Here is a 15,740-nt window from a genome sequence, read left to right as displayed (position 1 = left end):
CGGACGTGACCTTCGACGCCACGCTGGACGCCGCCTTCAAGGCGCGATTGCCGCTGCTGTACCTCGAGACGGGCGAAGAGGTCCGCGCGATCGCCGCGATCACCGACGCCGCCCACGCGCAGCGCAACCGCCGCGCGGTGTGGACGTGGACTTCGGCGCTCGGGCTCATCGGCCCCGACGGCAAGAGCGTCTCGAACACGACGAACCCCGCCCGCGCGCTGCAGCACGCCGCCGGCGTGACCGACCCGAGCGTGTTCATCTTCTGCGACCTGCACGCCTACTTCGGCGGCGAGCACCGGCAGGGCGATCCGGCGATCGTGCGCACGGTGCGCGAGACCGCCCTCGAGTTCCGGCACGGCGACGTCTCGCGCACGCTCGTCATCACGGCGCCCGTGCGGGTGATCCCGCCCGAGCTCGACGAGCTCACGCACCTGTTCGACTTCCCCCTGCCGACGGCCGACGAGATCCGCGACCTGCTCGACACGATGATCGACAACAACGCCCGCGAGATCCGCGTCGCCGCCGATGACGCGGCCCGCGAGGCTCTCGTCCAGGCGGCGCTCGGACTCACGATGGCCGAAGCCGAGAACGCCTTCGCGCGCGCGATGGTCAACGACGGACGCCTCCGCGCAGACGACATCGGGGTCGTCCTCGACGAGAAGCGTCAGGTGGTGCGCAAGTCCGGGGTGCTGGAGTTCGTCACCGCGAACATCGACCTCGACGACGTCGGCGGCCTGAACAACCTCAAGCGCTGGCTCGAGCGCCGCAACGGATCATGGTTGCCGAGCGCCCACGAGTACGGCCTGCCCGCTCCGAAGGGCGTGCTCATCACGGGTGTTCCGGGCTGCGGCAAGTCGCTGACGGCGAAGGCGACGGCGGCCTCGTGGGGGCTGCCGCTGCTGCGCCTCGACATCGGACGCATCTTCTCGGGTCTCGTCGGCTCGAGCGAGCAGAACCTCCGCACCGCGATCGCGACCGCCGAGGCGGTGGCGCCCTGCATCCTGTGGGTCGACGAGATCGAGAAGGGCTTCTCGAACACGACGGGGCAGGGCGACTCCGGGACGACGGCCCGCGTGTTCGGGACCTTCCTGACCTGGATGCAGGAGAAGCGGCATCCGGTCTTCGTCGTCGCGACGGCCAACAACATCGACGCCCTGCCGCCGGAGTTCATGCGAAAGGGACGGTTCGACGAGATCTTCTTCGTCGACCTGCCCACGGCCGTCGAGCGCGAGGCGATCTGGTCGCTGCAGCTCGCCGCCCACGCGACGCCCGCGAACGGCCTGCGCGCGGTCGCCGAGGACCGGGGTGCCGTCTCGTCGCTCGTCGCGGCGAGCGAGAACCACTCGGGCGCCGAGATCGAGCAGGCCGTCGTGGCCGCCCTGTACGAGGGTTTCGGCGGCCGGCAGGCGATCACGGCGGACGTCGTGAACCGGGTCGTCGAGACGATGATCCCCCTCGCGGTGACCCAGGCCGAAGAGGTCCAGCGCATCCGCGCCTGGGCCGCGCAGCGCGCCGTCCGCGCGACCGGGGCCGAAGACCTCGACGCGCACGACGCCCCCGCGGGCGCGGACGATGCCGACGGCATCCTGTCGTCGCGTCGCGGCGGCCGGACCGTGGACTACTGAGGAGGACCGGGATGAAGAAGCTCGTCGTGCAGCTGCGGGCCGACGGATCTGTCGCTGCCGAGACGTTCGGTATGACGGGGCCCGAGTGCCTCGACTACATCGAGCAGCTCGAGGCGCTGCTCGACGCCGAGACGGCCTCGTCGCAGTTCACCGAGGACTACACGCGGGTCGCCGCCACGGCCGAGGACGAGCTGCGGCAGGAGGACCGGGGCCGATGACCCTCGTCGAATCGCGCGGCGTCGGCGGGCGGGCGAGCCTGCTCGGCACGACGCCGCCCCCGCCCGGGCAGCCGGAGCTGCGCTGGTCGCGGTTCGTGCCCGCGACGGCGGCGGAGGGTCCGGGTGTGCGGGCGGCGGTCTGGGTGCAGGGCTGCGCCGTGCGGTGCCCCGGCTGCTTCAACCCGCACCTCTGGGCGACACGCGGCGCCCGCCTGGACGTTCCGGCCGAACGGGCCGCGGAATGGGTGGATGCCGCCGTCGCGGCCGGCGCGGAGGGGATCACGCTCCTCGGCGGCGAGCCCTTCGACCAGGCCGACGCGCTCGCCGTCGTCGCCGAGGCGTTCCGCGGCGCCGGCCTCGGCGTCATGGCGTTCTCGGGCTACACGTTCGACCGGCTGAAGGAGTGGAGCCGGAACCGCCCGGACATCGCGCGACTGCTCGCGGCGACCGACCTGCTGTGCGACGGGCCCTACCTCGCCGACCTCCCCGACACGCGGCGGCCGTGGATCGGGTCGCGCAACCAGGCGATCCGCGCCCTCACCCCGCGCTACGCGGCCGAGGTCGAGCGGATCGCGCGCGACGGCGGCGGCGACGCCCTCGAAGTGCGCATCGCCGCCGACGGCACCGTCGCCGTGAACGGGTGGGCGACGGATGCGGCGCTCGCCGCCCTGCTGGACGATCTGGGTGTGCGCGGCGACCGCGCGGCATCCCTCAGGAAGGAACCCTCCCGATGAGCATCTCGTTGATCCTCGTCCCCGCCGCCCTCGCCGCCGCGGCCGCCCTCGGCGGCACCGGTGTGCTCGGGGCGGTCGCGCAGAACCGGGACGCGACGACCGAGCCGGGGGCGCCGCCCGCGGCCGTGCCGATCGCCGTGCAGACGCGGATGAAGGATGCGAACCTGCTCGCGGCGGCCCTCGCCGACCTCGGCGCCGATGACACGTCGCTGGTCGACGGCGAGCTGACCGCCACGATCGACGGGCTCGAGCTCGTCATGTCCCGCACCGAGGACGACGTCTGGGGCGCGCACCTGTCGCGCCTCGACGGGCACGAGGTGACCGAGGCGGACGCGGCCGAGCTCATGACGCGACTGGATGCCGCCTACGCGCGGCACGTGCAGCAGGCGGTCGCCGAGCGCATCCGCGCCCGCGCCGATCAGGCCGGGTTCGAGCTCGTCTCCGAAACCCGCGACGAGGACGACACCGTCACGATGGTGCTGAACGTGCGGGAGAACGCGTGAGCAGTCCGACCCGCGAGGCGGTGCCCGGGTGGGGCTGGATGCTGGGGGTCAGCACCTGGCTCGTGCCGGTGTTCTTCGGGCCGGGGTTCGCGTGGATCGGCTTCCTCATCGTCGGTGCCGTCTCGCAGCGCGGCGCCGCGTACGTCGCGGCCCTCGCGAGCGGCGTCCTGGGGTTCACGATCGGCGTCGAGGTCTGGGGCGGGTTCACCGACATCGTCGCCGCGATCGTGCACCTCGCCGGCATCGTGGTCGCACTCGCGCTCAACCCGGCGTGGCTGCGGACTCTGTGGGAGCGTCGCGTCGCCGGGAAAGACAAGAACCGACCCGCCGTGTGGCGGCGCGCGGCGGAGCCTGCCGCGGCGGCATCCGCTCGTCCGTCGCGGAGAAGTCGCCGGGGCTCGAAGCGGGCGTCGAAGCCCGCGCCCGAGCGCGAGACGACCCGTGCGGCGGAGTCCGTCGGGGCGACGTCGGCGGATCTGCTGCAGCCGCGGGAGGCGGTCGAGCCGGTGGATGTGCAGACCGCGTCCGCGGACGAGCTCGCCGAGCTGCCCGGGATGAACCGGAGCAAGGCGCGACGGGCCGTGCGGGCGCGGACGAAGGAGAACGGGTTCGTATCGCTCGAGCAGTTCGGCGAGACGGCGGGGCTGCAGCCGCACGAGATCGTCCGCTTACGAGCGGCGGCGACGTGCTCGCCGAGGCCGCGGGGAGAGCGTCGCTTCGGTCGACGCGTAGACCTCTGATCGCCGGAGACGCCGACGTCCGAGGTCGGTGCGGTCGTGAAGGTGTGGCTCGAGCCCGAGCACGTCCCGGCGCGCAAGGACTTCCTGCACGGCTGAGCCGCTGCGCCGCCCGCGATACGCTCGACGCCGGAGGAATGATGACCGACCCGAACGCCCAGCTGCGGACCCTGCGATCCAGCATCGACAACATCGACGCCGCCCTCGTCTTCATGCTCGCCGAGCGATTCCGCTGCACGAAGCAGGTCGGCGTCCTCAAGGCCGAGCACGGGATGCCGGCATCCGACCCCTCCCGCGAGGAGCAGCAGACCGCGCGTCTGCGCCGTCTCGCCCTCGAGGCCGACCTCGACCCCGAGTTCGCCGAGAAGTGGTTCAACTTCGTCGTCGCCGAGGTGATCCGCCACCACACCGAGGCCGCCGAGGAGCGCTGATGTAAGACGTCCAACATCGTGCGCTTTTGAACACTCAAACATGCTCCGGGTCGCTCTATCTGCGTCAGGTCGACCGAGTTGCGCCAGGAGATCGCGCCGATCGTCCGGACTTCGTTCTCCAGCGAGGGCTGCATGACCCGTACGTCGAGGGACCGCCCGAACGAGCTAGCGCCGGGGTGGCCAGACAAGCAGAGTCCACACATCGCCGCCGAAGCGGCCAGGAAGCTTGCAGTCAACTTGAGAGCGTCTCTGAACGCTCTGGAGCTGAGCGTGCGAGCGCTGGAACGCAAGTCGGGTGTAGACGAGGCGACGATCCGCAAGCTGCTCGCCGGTTCGAGCTGGACTGACATTTACTCGATCGCGCTGATCGAAGCGGCGCTCGAGAGGCCGCTTTACGACAGCCCCGCAGACTGACGGGTCAGATGGACGCGCTCTCGACCCGTGGTATCGAGAGTTGATGATGCGGCCGGGGATATCCACTTCGTCGCAGATGAGTGATGTGGTCGGCGGCTACGAGTGCCCGCGTGCGACCTTGTCGTCCTCCGTGTCGCGGCTGTCCGATGTCCTGGTCGGCGCCCCTGGTTGCCGTCGGGATGCGACGAGTCGAGGATACCGGTCACGTCCCATGATGACGAGGTGATCGGCTGAGAGGGCCATCTCAGCCATGAGGTGGCTCGAGATCAGAACGGTCATGCCGCCGTCGGCTAGCGATCGGACGAGCTGGCGCACCCATTGCACGCCTTCAGGATCCAGGCCGTTGACCGGCTCGTCGAGCATCAGCACGTGCCCTCTCTCGCAAGTACCCCCGGCAACTGCGCGGTGTCCAGGACCCTAGCGTGTCTGCACCAACTGCTGTCCACCGAGACTTCCGCGGGGATCCTTCGTCGCCCGGCCCCACACATCACCAGTCGATAGCGAGACTCGGATGGGCGGGTCGAAGTACTGGGCGAGCGCGAACGTCCTGACTCTTCCCGCCTCCGTGCAGGAGAACTGTCCGCAGCGGCATTCTGGGCTCGCCCCAGGCGCTTGAGCGTCGATAGCATGGCCCGGACCTCAAACGCAGAGGAGCCACTGATGTGGACTCAGACCCTTGACCCGACCGGACAGCTCTGGCTGTCCGCCCTCATCGCAGTTCTCCCCATCGTCGTCTTCCTGATCGGGCTGCTCGTCTTCAAGCTCAGCGGCCTGCTCGCTGCGACGATCGCCGTCATCCTCGAAATAGTGGTGGCCCTATGGCCGTTCGGGATGCCGCTCGGATCGATTGCCGGCGCAGGGCTACTCGGCATCCTCACCGCGATCTGGCCGATTGCCTACATCATCTTGATGGCGGTGTGGCTATACCGAATCACCGTGGCCAGCGGTCGGTTCGATGTCATTCGCGCGAGCATCTCCGGAATCTCCCCTGACCAGCGGATCCAGGTCCTGCTCATCACCTTCTGCTTTGGAGCGTTCCTCGAGGGTGCGGCGGGATTCGGTGTGCCCATCGCGATCTGTGCGGCACTCCTCGTGCAGCTCGGATTCGGTCCCGTCAAGGCGGCCATGCTGTCGCTCGTGGCCAACGTTGCTGCTGGCGCATACGGGGCCATTGGTATCCCGGTCATCGTCGGAGCGCAGATCGGTGAGGTTCCCCTCGGTGACCTGTCCGTGGACATGGTGCTGGTTCTGCAACTGCTGACGTTCAGTGTGCCGTTCATCCTCGTCATGATCCTCGACGGCCTGCGCGGAGTGAGAGAGACACTCCCCATTACTCTTTCGGTGGCTGTTGCCTACGCCGCCTCTCAGGCAGTCATCCTGCTTTTCCTCGGTCCGGAGCTTGCTGACATCGTCCCTGGGCTGATCGGAATGGTGGTCGTTTTCGGGGTCTCGCGCGTCTGGCAGCCTCGCCGGGTGTACCGCGAAGGCGGAAGCGAGATCCCCGAGCGGGTGCGGCAGGACTTCGGTGACGTCGTCGTCGCTTGGAGCCCGTTCTACATCCTCACCGGTCTCATCTTCGTGTGGAGCATTCCCTGGTTCAAGGCGCTGTTCGCTGCTGATGGACCGCTCGCCAGGCTCACCTTCGCGGTCCCGATCCCGGGGATCACCGGTGTGGTGGTCCCATCTGGGGCCGATGCCCCCGTTGCGGCGACCTGGGCTTTCACACCCGTCAACGCCACCGGCACAGCGATCCTCATCGCCGTGATCGTGTCCTTCCTGACAATGCCGCGGGTGAGCACGCGCGACTTGGGCCGTCAACTGGCGGGGACCGTGCGTGACCTCGGGAAGCCGATCGTGTTGATCGCGCTCATCCTCGTCATCGCGAACATCGCCAACTTCTCCGGCGGGTCGGCCACGATCGGGAACGCCCTGGCCGCGGTGGGACTGCTGTTCCCGCTGTTGGCCCCCATCATCGGGTGGTTCGGTGTTTTCGTGACCGGTTCCGTCGTCAACAACAACACCCTCTTCGCTCACCTCCAGACTGTCACCGCGCAGCGAATCGGGGTCGATCCGACTCTCCTCGTCGCAGCCAACACCGCCGGCGGCACCGTCGCGAAGGTGGTGTCTCCCCAGTCCATCGCTATCGCCGCAGGTGCGGTGGGTCTGAGTGGACGTGAGGGCGAGATCCTCCGCGCCTCTATCAAGTACAGCCTCGGCATGCTGGCATGGGTGTGTGTCTGGGTGTTCTTGCTCTCACTCATGCGGTGACCGTCGATCACCCACCTCGGGGAACACAACACCGCAACGCAACTCCAATAGACCGAACATCCGCCGGTAAGCGGCGGACTGGAGGACCATGAACTCGACACCTCTCGCCGGCCCCGACGGTATCGACGTGATTCTCGGACACGATGAGAAGCGCACCGAGCACGAGCGCCGCCACTTCTTGACCCGTGAGCTGATCGCCCGGCGTTTCGGGGTCACGCACCGTGACATCAAACTGCGACGCCAACCGCCGGGACCCTTCGGCTACCGGTCACACCTGTATGCGGCGGTCGGCGGGGACGAGATCCCTGTCTCCATCAAGGCGGCCAGCCGGGGAGACGTCACCGTGGTGGCGCTCGCGGACCTCGCCGTCCCGATAGGCCTCGACGTTCGTCCCAACCAACTGGATGACGCGGACATCGCTGAGATCCGACGACACTCGCACTTGCTGCCCGACACCAGCGAACGCGCAATGAGAGAGCACTGGACAAGAGCTTTAGCCGTAAGAGAAGCTGACGGCCGCGGACTTCGAGTACAGCTCGAGCACGTGATCCTCGACCCTGTCAGCAGTACGGGCTGGGCTCCCGACCGCAGGGTCCACTACCGACTCGTCGACCTGTCGCGAGACAGATGGACAGTCACGCTGGCCTACGGCGGCGGCCCGCGGTAGAAGCAGCGCAACCAAGCGGCGGTGGGGCGAGGCGTTGCAAGCATGTCGCATCGACCGCGGGAAGTCAGGCCAAGGTGCGGATAACCCTTCTCAGCCACACCCTTTGAGGCGTGATCGCGCGGTTGAGAGCACCCTCCCCCTCAGCGGAGGGAGTCCGTCACCGCGCGCAGCGCGTCCGCTGAACGGCGGAACAGTGCCAGCTCGCTCGGAGAGAAGACCGTCTGATCGACGGGACGAGCACCTTTGACGCTCACGATGGATGGGACAGACAAAGCAACACCGCCCACTCCGTGCAAGCCCGGGAGGACGGTGCTGACCGGCATGACGGCGTGTTCATCTTGAAGGATCGCCTCGACGATGCGCGCGACCGAAAGGCCGATCGCGTAGTTGGTAGCCCCTTTGCCTTTAATGACGGTGTACGCCGCGTCGCGCACATCGACGGCGACCGCATCCAGCGCGTCCGGCGTGAACCGATGCCCGTCCGGGCCGACCCAATTCAGGATCGGAACAGTACCGATAGTGGCGGTGGACCAGAGAGGGAACTCGGTGTCGCCGTGCTCGCCGACGATGTACGCGTGCACGCTTGAGGTGGACACGCCTGCCCGTCGCGCCAGCTTCCACCGCAAGCGGGACGTGTCCAACACTGTGCCCGATGCGAAAATCCGCTCCGCGGGCAGCCCGGATTGCTCCTGAGCCAGAACAGTGAGGACGTCACACGGGTTCGAAACGATGACGTAGATGGCATCCGGAGCCACGCTCAGGAGCTGAGGCATTAGGTCAGCGACGATGCGGGCGTTGACCGCAGCGAGCTCGATTCGCGTCTGCCCGGGCTTCTGCTTCGCGCCGGCGGTGATGACTACAACATGGGAACCGGCCACCACCGACAGGTCACTTCCGCCTGAGATGTCACTGGCGCCCGTGAACTGGGATCCGTGCGCCAGGTCCAGCACTTCTGCGTCTACACGTTCTGCAGCGATGTCATAGAGGGCTATGTGGCGGGCGGATCCGCGAATCAAGCAGGCGTAGGCCGCGCTGGACCCGACACTGCCTGCGCCGACGATGGTGACCTTTGAGTTCTCGATCGCGCCCATGCCATCAGTGTGTCGCAGCTCGAGCGACCGTACAACAAGCGGACGTGCGGGAAGCTCTAAACCGAACGGATGAGGCGAGCTCGCGCGGAAGTCGCATCGCCGCGTTCTCGCCGCAGTATTGTCAGGCGGCGTAGATCTACTCAGCGCGGGACCCCGACAGCATCACGAAGATGCCTCCCGTAGCGAGGATGGTTTCCGAATCGTCCGTGACCGGCCACCGGACGAAGATCCTGTTTCCTTCCACCTCAGGTCTCCCGCGCAACGCGGCCTCCACCCGCGCCGTCCAGGGTGCAGTCATCTCTTCGATCCACTCCTCGAATACCCGAACTTCCTGTTCGTCAACAAGGCCTGGGTGGACGAGCTCGGCATCCCGATGCCCACGACCATCGACGAGTACCGCGATGCGCTCGAGGCGTTCGCGACGGAGGACCCGAACGGCAACGGCAAGGCGGACGAGATCCCGCTGTCGTTCCGCACCGACTCCTTCTGCGCGAACCCGCACGATCTGATCGCGGCGCTCGGCGGTCAGCCCGAGAACAACGACCACCGCATCGTCCGGGACGGGAAGGTGGAGTTCACGGCCAACACCGACGGCCACCGCGCCGGCGTCGAAGCCCCCGGCGAGTGGCACGCCGGCGGCCTGATCGATCCCGAGGCCTTCGCTCGGGACGACGTCGCCTACCTCTCTAAGGGCAAGACGGACGTGCCGGTGCTCGGCTCATTCTTCCGGTGGGAGCTCAAGGAGATGGCCGGCGCCGATCGCATCGACGACTACGCGCTGCTCGGTGTGCTCGAGGGCGTCGACGAACAGCGACTGACCAGTGTCGCCAACAACCATGAGATCAGCCGTGGGGCGATGGCGATCACCCGCGCGAATGAGTACCCGGCGGCGACCATGCGCTGGGCTCACCGGGTCTTCGACCCGGTGATGTTCGCCGAGACGAGCTGGGGCCCGATCGGCGTCACCCTCGAGGAGGGCCCCGACGGACTGCTGACCCAGATCCCGGCTGCCGAGGGCGAGTCCGAGGGGGAGCGCCGACAGCGCGTCGCGCCCTGCGGTCCGCGCATCACCACCGCCGAGGACTTCGAGACGGTCGTGGCTCCCGAGCGACCGGATCACCGCAGAGATCGTCGTCGGCGCGCTTGAGATGGCCCGGTGGCGGCGCGGTCCCGAGCCCGGAACCGTTGTTCATGCGGACCGCGGAGCCCAATACACCAGCTGGCTGTTCGGCCACCGGCTCCGGCAAGCCGGCTGCTCGGATCGATGGGCAGAGTCGCGTCGTCCGTGGACAACGCGCTCATCGAGAGCTTGTGGTCCACAATGCAGCGCGAGCTTCTGGACCGCACGACCTGGGACTCCAAGACCCAGCTCGCGTCGGCGATGTTCGAGTGGATCGAGGGCTTTTACAACCCGCACCGCCGGCACACCAGCCTCGGAGACCTCAGCCCCGCCGATTACGAAGCCCTTCACACCACCACCGAAATCGCGGCATGATCAACACACAAGAACCGTCCGGGAAACGGGGTCAGGATCCCCCGGAAGAAGGTTGGGCGCGGTCGAAACGCGAGTCTCCCTGCGCGTCTACCTGTGATCTTCTGGAGGTCGGCGTTCGCTCTACACTTGCGCAACTTTCGTGGCGCAGGGCGTGCGATTGAACGCCACGGAGGCCATCATTCGTAAGGAGCAACTATCGCGACTTCCCGGACGCCCGATAGCTGAACCCGCGGCTGCGCCGCCGGCGTTCACGGATGCAATGGATCCGAGGCGACACGCCGGTGAATGAACGGATGCCGCGGCGCGCCGCGCGGCATCCGTTGCATCCGATGACGCAAACCGCGTCAGACCGGCCGCACCCGCAGCCAGCGGAACCCGTGCGCCGGCAGCTCGAGCCCGCCCGACAGGTCGACATCCTCGCCGGTGACGACGTCGGTGGCGTCGGCCCGGAACCCCGAGAGCGTCTCGGCCTCGACGACGACCGCGTCATCGCCGACGTTCGCGAGCACGAGCACGACGCCCTCGCCGATGCGCTGGAAGCCGACGACGGACGGATGCGGGGTGTGGAACGGCGTCAGCGGGATGTCCGCGAACTCCGGCGTCCGCCGCCGCGCCTGAATCAGCGCCGTCAGCCGGGCGTGGATGCGACCCGCCACCGTCGTCGGGTCGTGTCGCGCCGCGAACGCGACCGGGTCGGCCGCCGGTCGGTGCACCCACCGGCTGTCGCCCGCGTGGGCGGGGTCGTCGCGGTAGCTGTAGTCGTTGAGCTGCCCCAGCTCGTCACCGAGGTAGAGCAGGGGGATGCCGCCGGTCGACAGCGCGAGCGCATGCGCGAGGATGACGCGGTCCTCGCCGCCGGGGTCACCCGCCTCGACGCCGGCGAGCGACGCCGTCGTCCCCGTCACCCGGGCGTCGCCGGTCTTCGGGTTCTCCTGGAAGGGCACCCCGCGCGAGAACGTGCCGGGGAAGCGGCCCACGTAGAAGTCGTTGAGGAACCGGCGGTGGGAGTAGCCGTCGATGCCGAGGGCCGCGGCATCCTCGTCGGCGAAGGTCCAGCCGATGTCGTCGTGACTGCGGACGTAGTTCACCCACGCAGTGCCGGCGGGCAGGGCGTGACGCTCGTCGAGCGCCTTCTGCAGGAGGCGGCCGTCGCGGGTGGCGAGCGCCTCCCACCCGAGCGCCATCTGCAGCGGGTTGTAGGAGAGCTGGCACTCGTCGGTCGAGATGTAGGTGATGACCTCGTCGGGGTGCACGATCGCCTCGGACTTGAACAGCACCGACGGCGCACCGAGCGAGAGCACCTGGTTGAAGGCGCGCAGCAGCAGGTGCGCTTCGGGCAGCGACTCGCACGTCGTGCCGAGCCGCTTCCAGATGAAGGCGACGGCATCCATCCGCAGCACCTCGACGCCCTGGTTGGCGAGGAACAGCATCTCGCCGGCCATCGCGCGGAACACCGCCGGGTTCGCATGGTTGAGGTCCCACTGGAAGTGGTAGAACGTCGCCCAGATCCACCGGCCGTCATCGAGCTGCACGAACGCGCCCGGGTGGTCGTCGGGGAAGATCTCGCGGACGGTCTCCTCGTACCGGTCGGGCATCGTCCGGTCGGGGAAGATCAGGTAGAAGTCCTCGTACCCCGGCTCACCCGCGACAGCCTTCCGCGCCCACTCGTGCTCGTTGCTCGTGTGGTTGAAGATGAAGTCCACGACGAGCGAGATCCCCGCCTCGCGCAGGTCGGCGGCGAGCTCGGCGAGGTCGTCCATCGTGCCGAGCTTCTCGTCGACGGCGCGGTAGCTCGACACCGCGTACCCGCCGTCGTTGTTGCCTTCGGGCGAGGCGAACAGCGGCATGAGGTGCAGATAGGTGAGCCCGAGTTCGCGGAAGTAGGGGATGCGATCCCGGATGCCGCGGAGCGACCCCGCGTACCGGTCGACGTAGCAGACGCCGCCCAGCATCCGCTCCGACAAGTACCACCCCGGGTCGGCCGTGCGCCGACGGTCGAGCGCCTTCAGGTCGTCGGGCCGGTCGCGCCAGCTCGCGGCGGCCGATGCGACGACGGCGGCCAGCGCCTCGCGGCCGTCCTCGCGCTCGCCGTAGAGCTGCCGGAACAGGTCGTGCAGCACGGGCAGGGACTCCTGCAGGCGGGCGTCGAACGACGCATCCGGTCCGCCGAGTTCGGACCTGACCGCAGCCCTTGCGGCCTCGAAGTCGGTCGTCGGATCGGGGCTCAAACGTGCCATGGTGCTCCCAGCGTCGGGTCGGTGTTCCGCATCGTAGTGCGGCCGGGGACCGCGAGTGCGATCCCCGGCCGCGCCGGTCACGAGGGCTCCATCACGCGATGGCGCGTCGCAGCATCCCGTACGAGAGGGCGGCCAGCAGGGCGCCGACCAGCACCATCCCACCGGTCACCGCGATGGGTGTCAGCGAGCCGAAGAAGGCGAACAGATCGCCCCACGCCCGAAGCTGCCCCACGAGCCACATCGCGGCGATGAGCACGAAGCCCAGCGAGACGAGCACGACCGTGAGGACGAGGTTGCCCCACCGCTTGTAGACGGTCGCCGCGCAGAACCCGACGACGAAGAACAGCATCGCGAGCCCGAAGAAGAACAGTCCCGCGACGACGGGGCCCTGCGACCAGACCCACGGCAGGTAGAACATGTAGCCGCCGATGCCCCAGCCACCGGTCGCCTGCTCGATGAGCCCGCCCACGATGAAGAGGGCGGCGAGGACGAACGACGTCAGGGCGGCGGTCAGCAGGGTGCCGAGGTAGAACTCGCGCCGGGTGACGCTCATGGCCTGCGAGAACGGGAACGTCAGGGTGAGGGCCTGCACGCCGACGACGCCGAAGTACCACAGCGGTGCCTGCGCGCCGCCGCCGAACATCTGCGCGTCGGCCCCGCTGCTCGAGATGAGCCCGAAGATCGCGAGACTGATGAGGAGCGTGCCGCCGAGGATGATCAACGGCACCCAGATGTAGGTGGCGCGGTTGACCAGCTGCATGCGCACGACGTTGAGGGTGCGGTTCATCGGAGTGCTCCTTCGTCGGTGGTGGCGGCGTTCTGGGTCTGCCGCACGATGAGCTGCTGCAGCGAGACGGGGGTGACGTCGAGGCCGGATGCCGCCAGTTCGGCGCGATCCGCAGCGGTCAGCTCGCCGATCACCGTGGCGCTCGTGACGCGGCCGAGGGTCTCGCGGTGGATCACCTCGCGGCCGGCGACGAACGCATCGACGGCCGCCGAATCGCCGACGACCGTGGCGGCCCGGCCGCGCACGGACTCGGTGTCCTCGTCCATCACGATCCGCCCGCCGTCGATCACGATGACCTTCTCGAGCAGATTCGAGACCTCGTCGATCAGGTGGCTCGACAGGATGATGGTGCGCGGGTGCTCCGCGTAGTCCTCGAGCAGCCGGTCATAGAAGATCTGGCGGGCGACGGCATCCAACCCCAGGTACGGCTCGTCGAAGAAGGTGACCTCGGCGCGGGCCGCGATGCCGATGATGACCCCGACGGCCGAGAGCTGACCGCGGGACAGCTTCTTGATGCGCGCCTTCACGGGCAGCCGGAACTCGCGGATGAGCTTGTTCGCGAGCGCCTGGTCCCAGTGCGGGTAGAACAGCCGCGCGATGCGGAACGCGTGCAGCGGCGTCGCGTCGTCGGGGTACTTCTGGCTCTCCCGCACGAAGCACATGCGGCTGAGCACGGCGGCGTTCTCGTACGGCGACTCGCCGAACACGCGGACCTCGCCCGCGGTCGGGAAGTTCTGCGCCGTGAGGATCGACATGACGGTGGTCTTGCCGGCGCCGTTGCGGCCGAGCAGTCCGTAGATCGAGTCGCGCTCGATGGTGAACGAGATGTCGTCCACGGCGGTGGTGTCGCGGTAGCGCTTGGTGAGGTTCTTCACCTCGATGACGGCGGTCATCGTGCGGTTCCTTTCGTTCCGGATGCGGTGGCGCGCTCCGCCAGCAGGCGCGCGAGGTCGTCGGGGCCGAGGCCGAGCTTGCGGGCTTCGGCGATCAGCGGGTCGAGGTAGCGGTCGGCGAAGGCCGAGCGCCGCTCGGTGAGCAGGAGCTCGCGCGCACCGTCGGCGACGAACATGCCGATGCCGCGTCGCTTGACCAGCACACCCTTGTCCGTGAGCATCGTGATCCCCTTCGCCGCGGTGGCTGGGTTGATGCGATGGAAGGCGGCGAGCTCGTTCGTCGACGGGGCCTGGTCCTGTTCGGACAGGCTGCCGTCGATGATCGAGTCCTCGATGCTCTCCGCGATCTGCAGGAAGAGCGGGCGTCCTTCATCGACCATTCCGACTCCGCGTTGTTCGTTGGTTAGTTACATGAGTAGGTAACCACTGAACCCGAGGAGTGTCAAGAGGGGTCTGCGGCCGGAATCAGGCGGAGCGGACGGCCTGCCCGAGCCGGCGCACGATCTGCTCGAGGATCGGCCTCGGCGTCGCGAAGATCAGGCGGGTGAAGCCCGTGCCGGCCACGCCGCACATCGACCCCTCGGTGAGGGTGACGCGGGCCTCGCGGGTGAAGAAGTCGGCGGGGCGGTCGCCGAGCCCGACGGCGCGGAAGTCGATCCAGCCGACGTAGGTCCCCTCGGGCTTCGGCATCCAGGCGCCGGGGATCTCCTCGGCGAGCAGGTCGAGGAGGGTGTCGCGGTTCTGTTCGAGGTAGGGCACGAGGTCGGCGAGCCACGGGTCGCCCTCGCGGTAGGCCGTCGCGTTCGCGATGGCGCCGAGGTTGCTGGTGCCGTGACCGGCGAAGGGGCCGAGCTTCGCCCAGGTCTCGCGGTCGGCGTCGCTCGTGAGCACGAGCTGCGCGCACTTGAGCCCCGGCAGGTTCCACGCCTTCGACGCACTCATCGCCGTGATCGTGTGCTGCGCCGCGGCGGGGGAGACGGTCGCATAGGGGGTGTGGGTGGCGCCGCCGTAGACGAGGGGCGCCCAGATCTCGTCCGAGAACACGCGGCCGCCGTTGCGCTCGACGACCTCTGAGATCGCGACGAGCTCGTCCCGCGAGATCACGCGCCCCACCGGGTTGTAGGGGTTGCAGAGCAGAAGGAGGCCACCGCCGTCGTCGAAGGCGCGCTGCAGCGCGTCGAGGTCGAACTCGTACCGACCGTCGCGGACGGCGAGCGGCACCTCGATGACCTCGCGCCCGCGCATCGGCGGCACGAAGAGGAACGGCATGTACGAGGGCGTCGGCACGATGATCTTCGATCCGGCGGCGGAGCAGTGCTCCATCGCGAGCTCGAGACCCATGATGACGTCGGGGATCGGCTGCACGTCGGATGCCGCCACCTGCCACCCGTACCGACGCGCGACGAATTCGGCGGTCGCCGCCGAGAGATCCGCCGAGATCCCCCGCGGCATGTAGCCGAACGACCCGGCATCCACCGCGCGGTGCAGGGCGGCCGTGATCGTCGGGTCGATCCCGAAGTCCATCTCGGCGACGAACGCGCCGAGCGTCCCGTCATCCGCCGACCACTTGGTGGCCCCCGTCGAGCGCAACTGCTCGATCGTCGTGCCGTCGATCCGTCGTGCGAACCCGCTCATGGCGC

The 15,740-nt window shown here is 68.5% G+C and carries 18 protein-coding genes; 11 read left to right on the top strand and 7 right to left on the bottom strand.

The annotated features are described in order from the left end of the window. Positions 1-5: 5 nt before the first annotated feature. The 7 genes from Q9S36_RS19760 to Q9S36_RS19730 all read left to right on the top strand — a co-directional run bounded on the left by Q9S36_RS19760 (position 6) and on the right by Q9S36_RS19730 (position 4,662). Positions 6-1,625 (top strand): AAA family ATPase, encoded by a 1,620-nt coding sequence (locus Q9S36_RS19760; RefSeq protein ID WP_311286606.1) that lies wholly within the window; start codon positions 6-8, stop codon positions 1,623-1,625. Between the two features lie 11 nt (positions 1,626-1,636). Continuing rightward, on the top strand, positions 1,637-1,843 hold the full coding sequence (locus Q9S36_RS19755) for a DUF2997 domain-containing protein (protein ID WP_064002863.1): 207 nt from the start codon (positions 1,637-1,639) through the stop codon (positions 1,841-1,843). Beyond that, on the top strand, positions 1,840-2,577 hold the full coding sequence (locus tag Q9S36_RS19750) for a 4Fe-4S single cluster domain-containing protein (protein ID WP_311286604.1): 738 nt from the start codon (positions 1,840-1,842) through the stop codon (positions 2,575-2,577). Before Q9S36_RS19755 ends, Q9S36_RS19750 begins: the two co-directional genes overlap by 4 nt. Further along, positions 2,574-3,080 (top strand): hypothetical protein, encoded by a 507-nt coding sequence (locus Q9S36_RS19745; protein ID WP_311286603.1) that lies wholly within the window; start codon positions 2,574-2,576, stop codon positions 3,078-3,080. The genes Q9S36_RS19750 and Q9S36_RS19745 overlap by 4 nt, the downstream gene beginning before the upstream one ends. Then, positions 3,077-3,820: a helix-hairpin-helix domain-containing protein gene (locus Q9S36_RS19740; protein WP_311286602.1), complete on the top strand. Its 744-nt coding sequence runs from the start codon at positions 3,077-3,079 to the stop codon at positions 3,818-3,820. Before Q9S36_RS19745 ends, Q9S36_RS19740 begins: the two co-directional genes overlap by 4 nt. 137 nt (positions 3,821-3,957) lie before the next feature. After that, positions 3,958-4,248 (top strand): chorismate mutase, encoded by a 291-nt coding sequence (locus Q9S36_RS19735; RefSeq protein WP_311286601.1) that lies wholly within the window; start codon positions 3,958-3,960, stop codon positions 4,246-4,248. A gap of 132 nt (positions 4,249-4,380) precedes the next feature. Further along, entirely contained in the window at positions 4,381-4,662 is a 282-nt protein-coding gene (locus Q9S36_RS19730; RefSeq protein WP_311286600.1) for a hypothetical protein, read from the top strand. 96 nt (positions 4,663-4,758) lie between these two features. On the opposite strand, the gene Q9S36_RS51640 is transcribed toward Q9S36_RS19730, so the two are convergent. Further along, positions 4,759-5,031, bottom strand: a complete 273-nt coding sequence (locus Q9S36_RS51640; protein ID WP_396653799.1) for a hypothetical protein — start codon at positions 5,029-5,031, stop codon at positions 4,759-4,761. A 291-nt stretch (positions 5,032-5,322) separates the two neighbouring features. On the opposite strand from Q9S36_RS51640, the gene Q9S36_RS19720 reads away from it, so the two are divergent. Next, positions 5,323-6,930, top strand: a complete 1,608-nt coding sequence (locus Q9S36_RS19720; RefSeq protein WP_311286599.1) for an L-lactate permease — start codon at positions 5,323-5,325, stop codon at positions 6,928-6,930. Positions 6,931-7,018: 88 nt separating this feature from the next. Then, positions 7,019-7,597 carry a hypothetical protein gene (locus Q9S36_RS19715; RefSeq protein ID WP_311286598.1) on the top strand — a complete coding sequence of 193 codons (579 nt, stop codon included), beginning with the start codon at positions 7,019-7,021 and terminating at the stop codon, positions 7,595-7,597. 140 nt (positions 7,598-7,737) lie between these two features. Here Q9S36_RS19715 and Q9S36_RS19710 read toward each other — a convergent pair whose 3' ends face one another. Next, positions 7,738-8,688: an L-lactate dehydrogenase gene (locus Q9S36_RS19710; RefSeq protein WP_311286597.1), complete on the bottom strand. Its 951-nt coding sequence runs from the start codon at positions 8,686-8,688 to the stop codon at positions 7,738-7,740. A 352-nt stretch (positions 8,689-9,040) separates the two neighbouring features. Between Q9S36_RS19710 and Q9S36_RS19705 the strand changes: the two genes are divergently transcribed. After that, positions 9,041-9,835 carry a hypothetical protein gene (locus Q9S36_RS19705; protein ID WP_311286596.1) on the top strand — a complete coding sequence of 265 codons (795 nt, stop codon included), beginning with the start codon at positions 9,041-9,043 and terminating at the stop codon, positions 9,833-9,835. A 117-nt stretch (positions 9,836-9,952) separates the two neighbouring features. Then, on the top strand, positions 9,953-10,183 hold the full coding sequence (locus tag Q9S36_RS19700) for an integrase core domain-containing protein (protein WP_311286595.1): 231 nt from the start codon (positions 9,953-9,955) through the stop codon (positions 10,181-10,183). Between the two features lie 344 nt (positions 10,184-10,527). Here Q9S36_RS19700 and Q9S36_RS19695 read toward each other — a convergent pair whose 3' ends face one another. The 5 genes from Q9S36_RS19695 to Q9S36_RS19675 form a co-directional block, all read right to left on the bottom strand. Next, a complete protein-coding gene (locus tag Q9S36_RS19695) occupies positions 10,528-12,420 on the bottom strand; it encodes an amylosucrase (RefSeq protein ID WP_311286594.1) in 1,893 nt (630 codons plus the stop codon). A 91-nt stretch (positions 12,421-12,511) separates the two neighbouring features. Further along, positions 12,512-13,207 (bottom strand): hypothetical protein, encoded by a 696-nt coding sequence (locus tag Q9S36_RS19690; RefSeq protein WP_253035077.1) that lies wholly within the window; start codon positions 13,205-13,207, stop codon positions 12,512-12,514. Continuing rightward, on the bottom strand, positions 13,204-14,100 hold the full coding sequence (locus tag Q9S36_RS19685; RefSeq protein ID WP_311286593.1) for an ABC transporter ATP-binding protein: 897 nt from the start codon (positions 14,098-14,100) through the stop codon (positions 13,204-13,206). Before Q9S36_RS19685 ends, Q9S36_RS19690 begins: the two co-directional genes overlap by 4 nt. Next, positions 14,097-14,480, bottom strand: a complete 384-nt coding sequence (locus tag Q9S36_RS19680; RefSeq protein WP_064002872.1) for a GntR family transcriptional regulator — start codon at positions 14,478-14,480, stop codon at positions 14,097-14,099. The genes Q9S36_RS19685 and Q9S36_RS19680 overlap by 4 nt, the downstream gene beginning before the upstream one ends. Positions 14,481-14,565: 85 nt before the next feature. Next, a complete protein-coding gene (locus Q9S36_RS19675; RefSeq protein ID WP_311286592.1) occupies positions 14,566-15,735 on the bottom strand; it encodes an aminotransferase class I/II-fold pyridoxal phosphate-dependent enzyme in 1,170 nt (389 codons plus the stop codon). Between the last annotated feature and the right edge of the window lie 5 nt (positions 15,736-15,740).

It is taken from the genome of Microbacterium sp. ARD31, from assembly GCF_031844425.1.
This window is presented reverse-complemented; position numbering and strand designations above follow the sequence as displayed.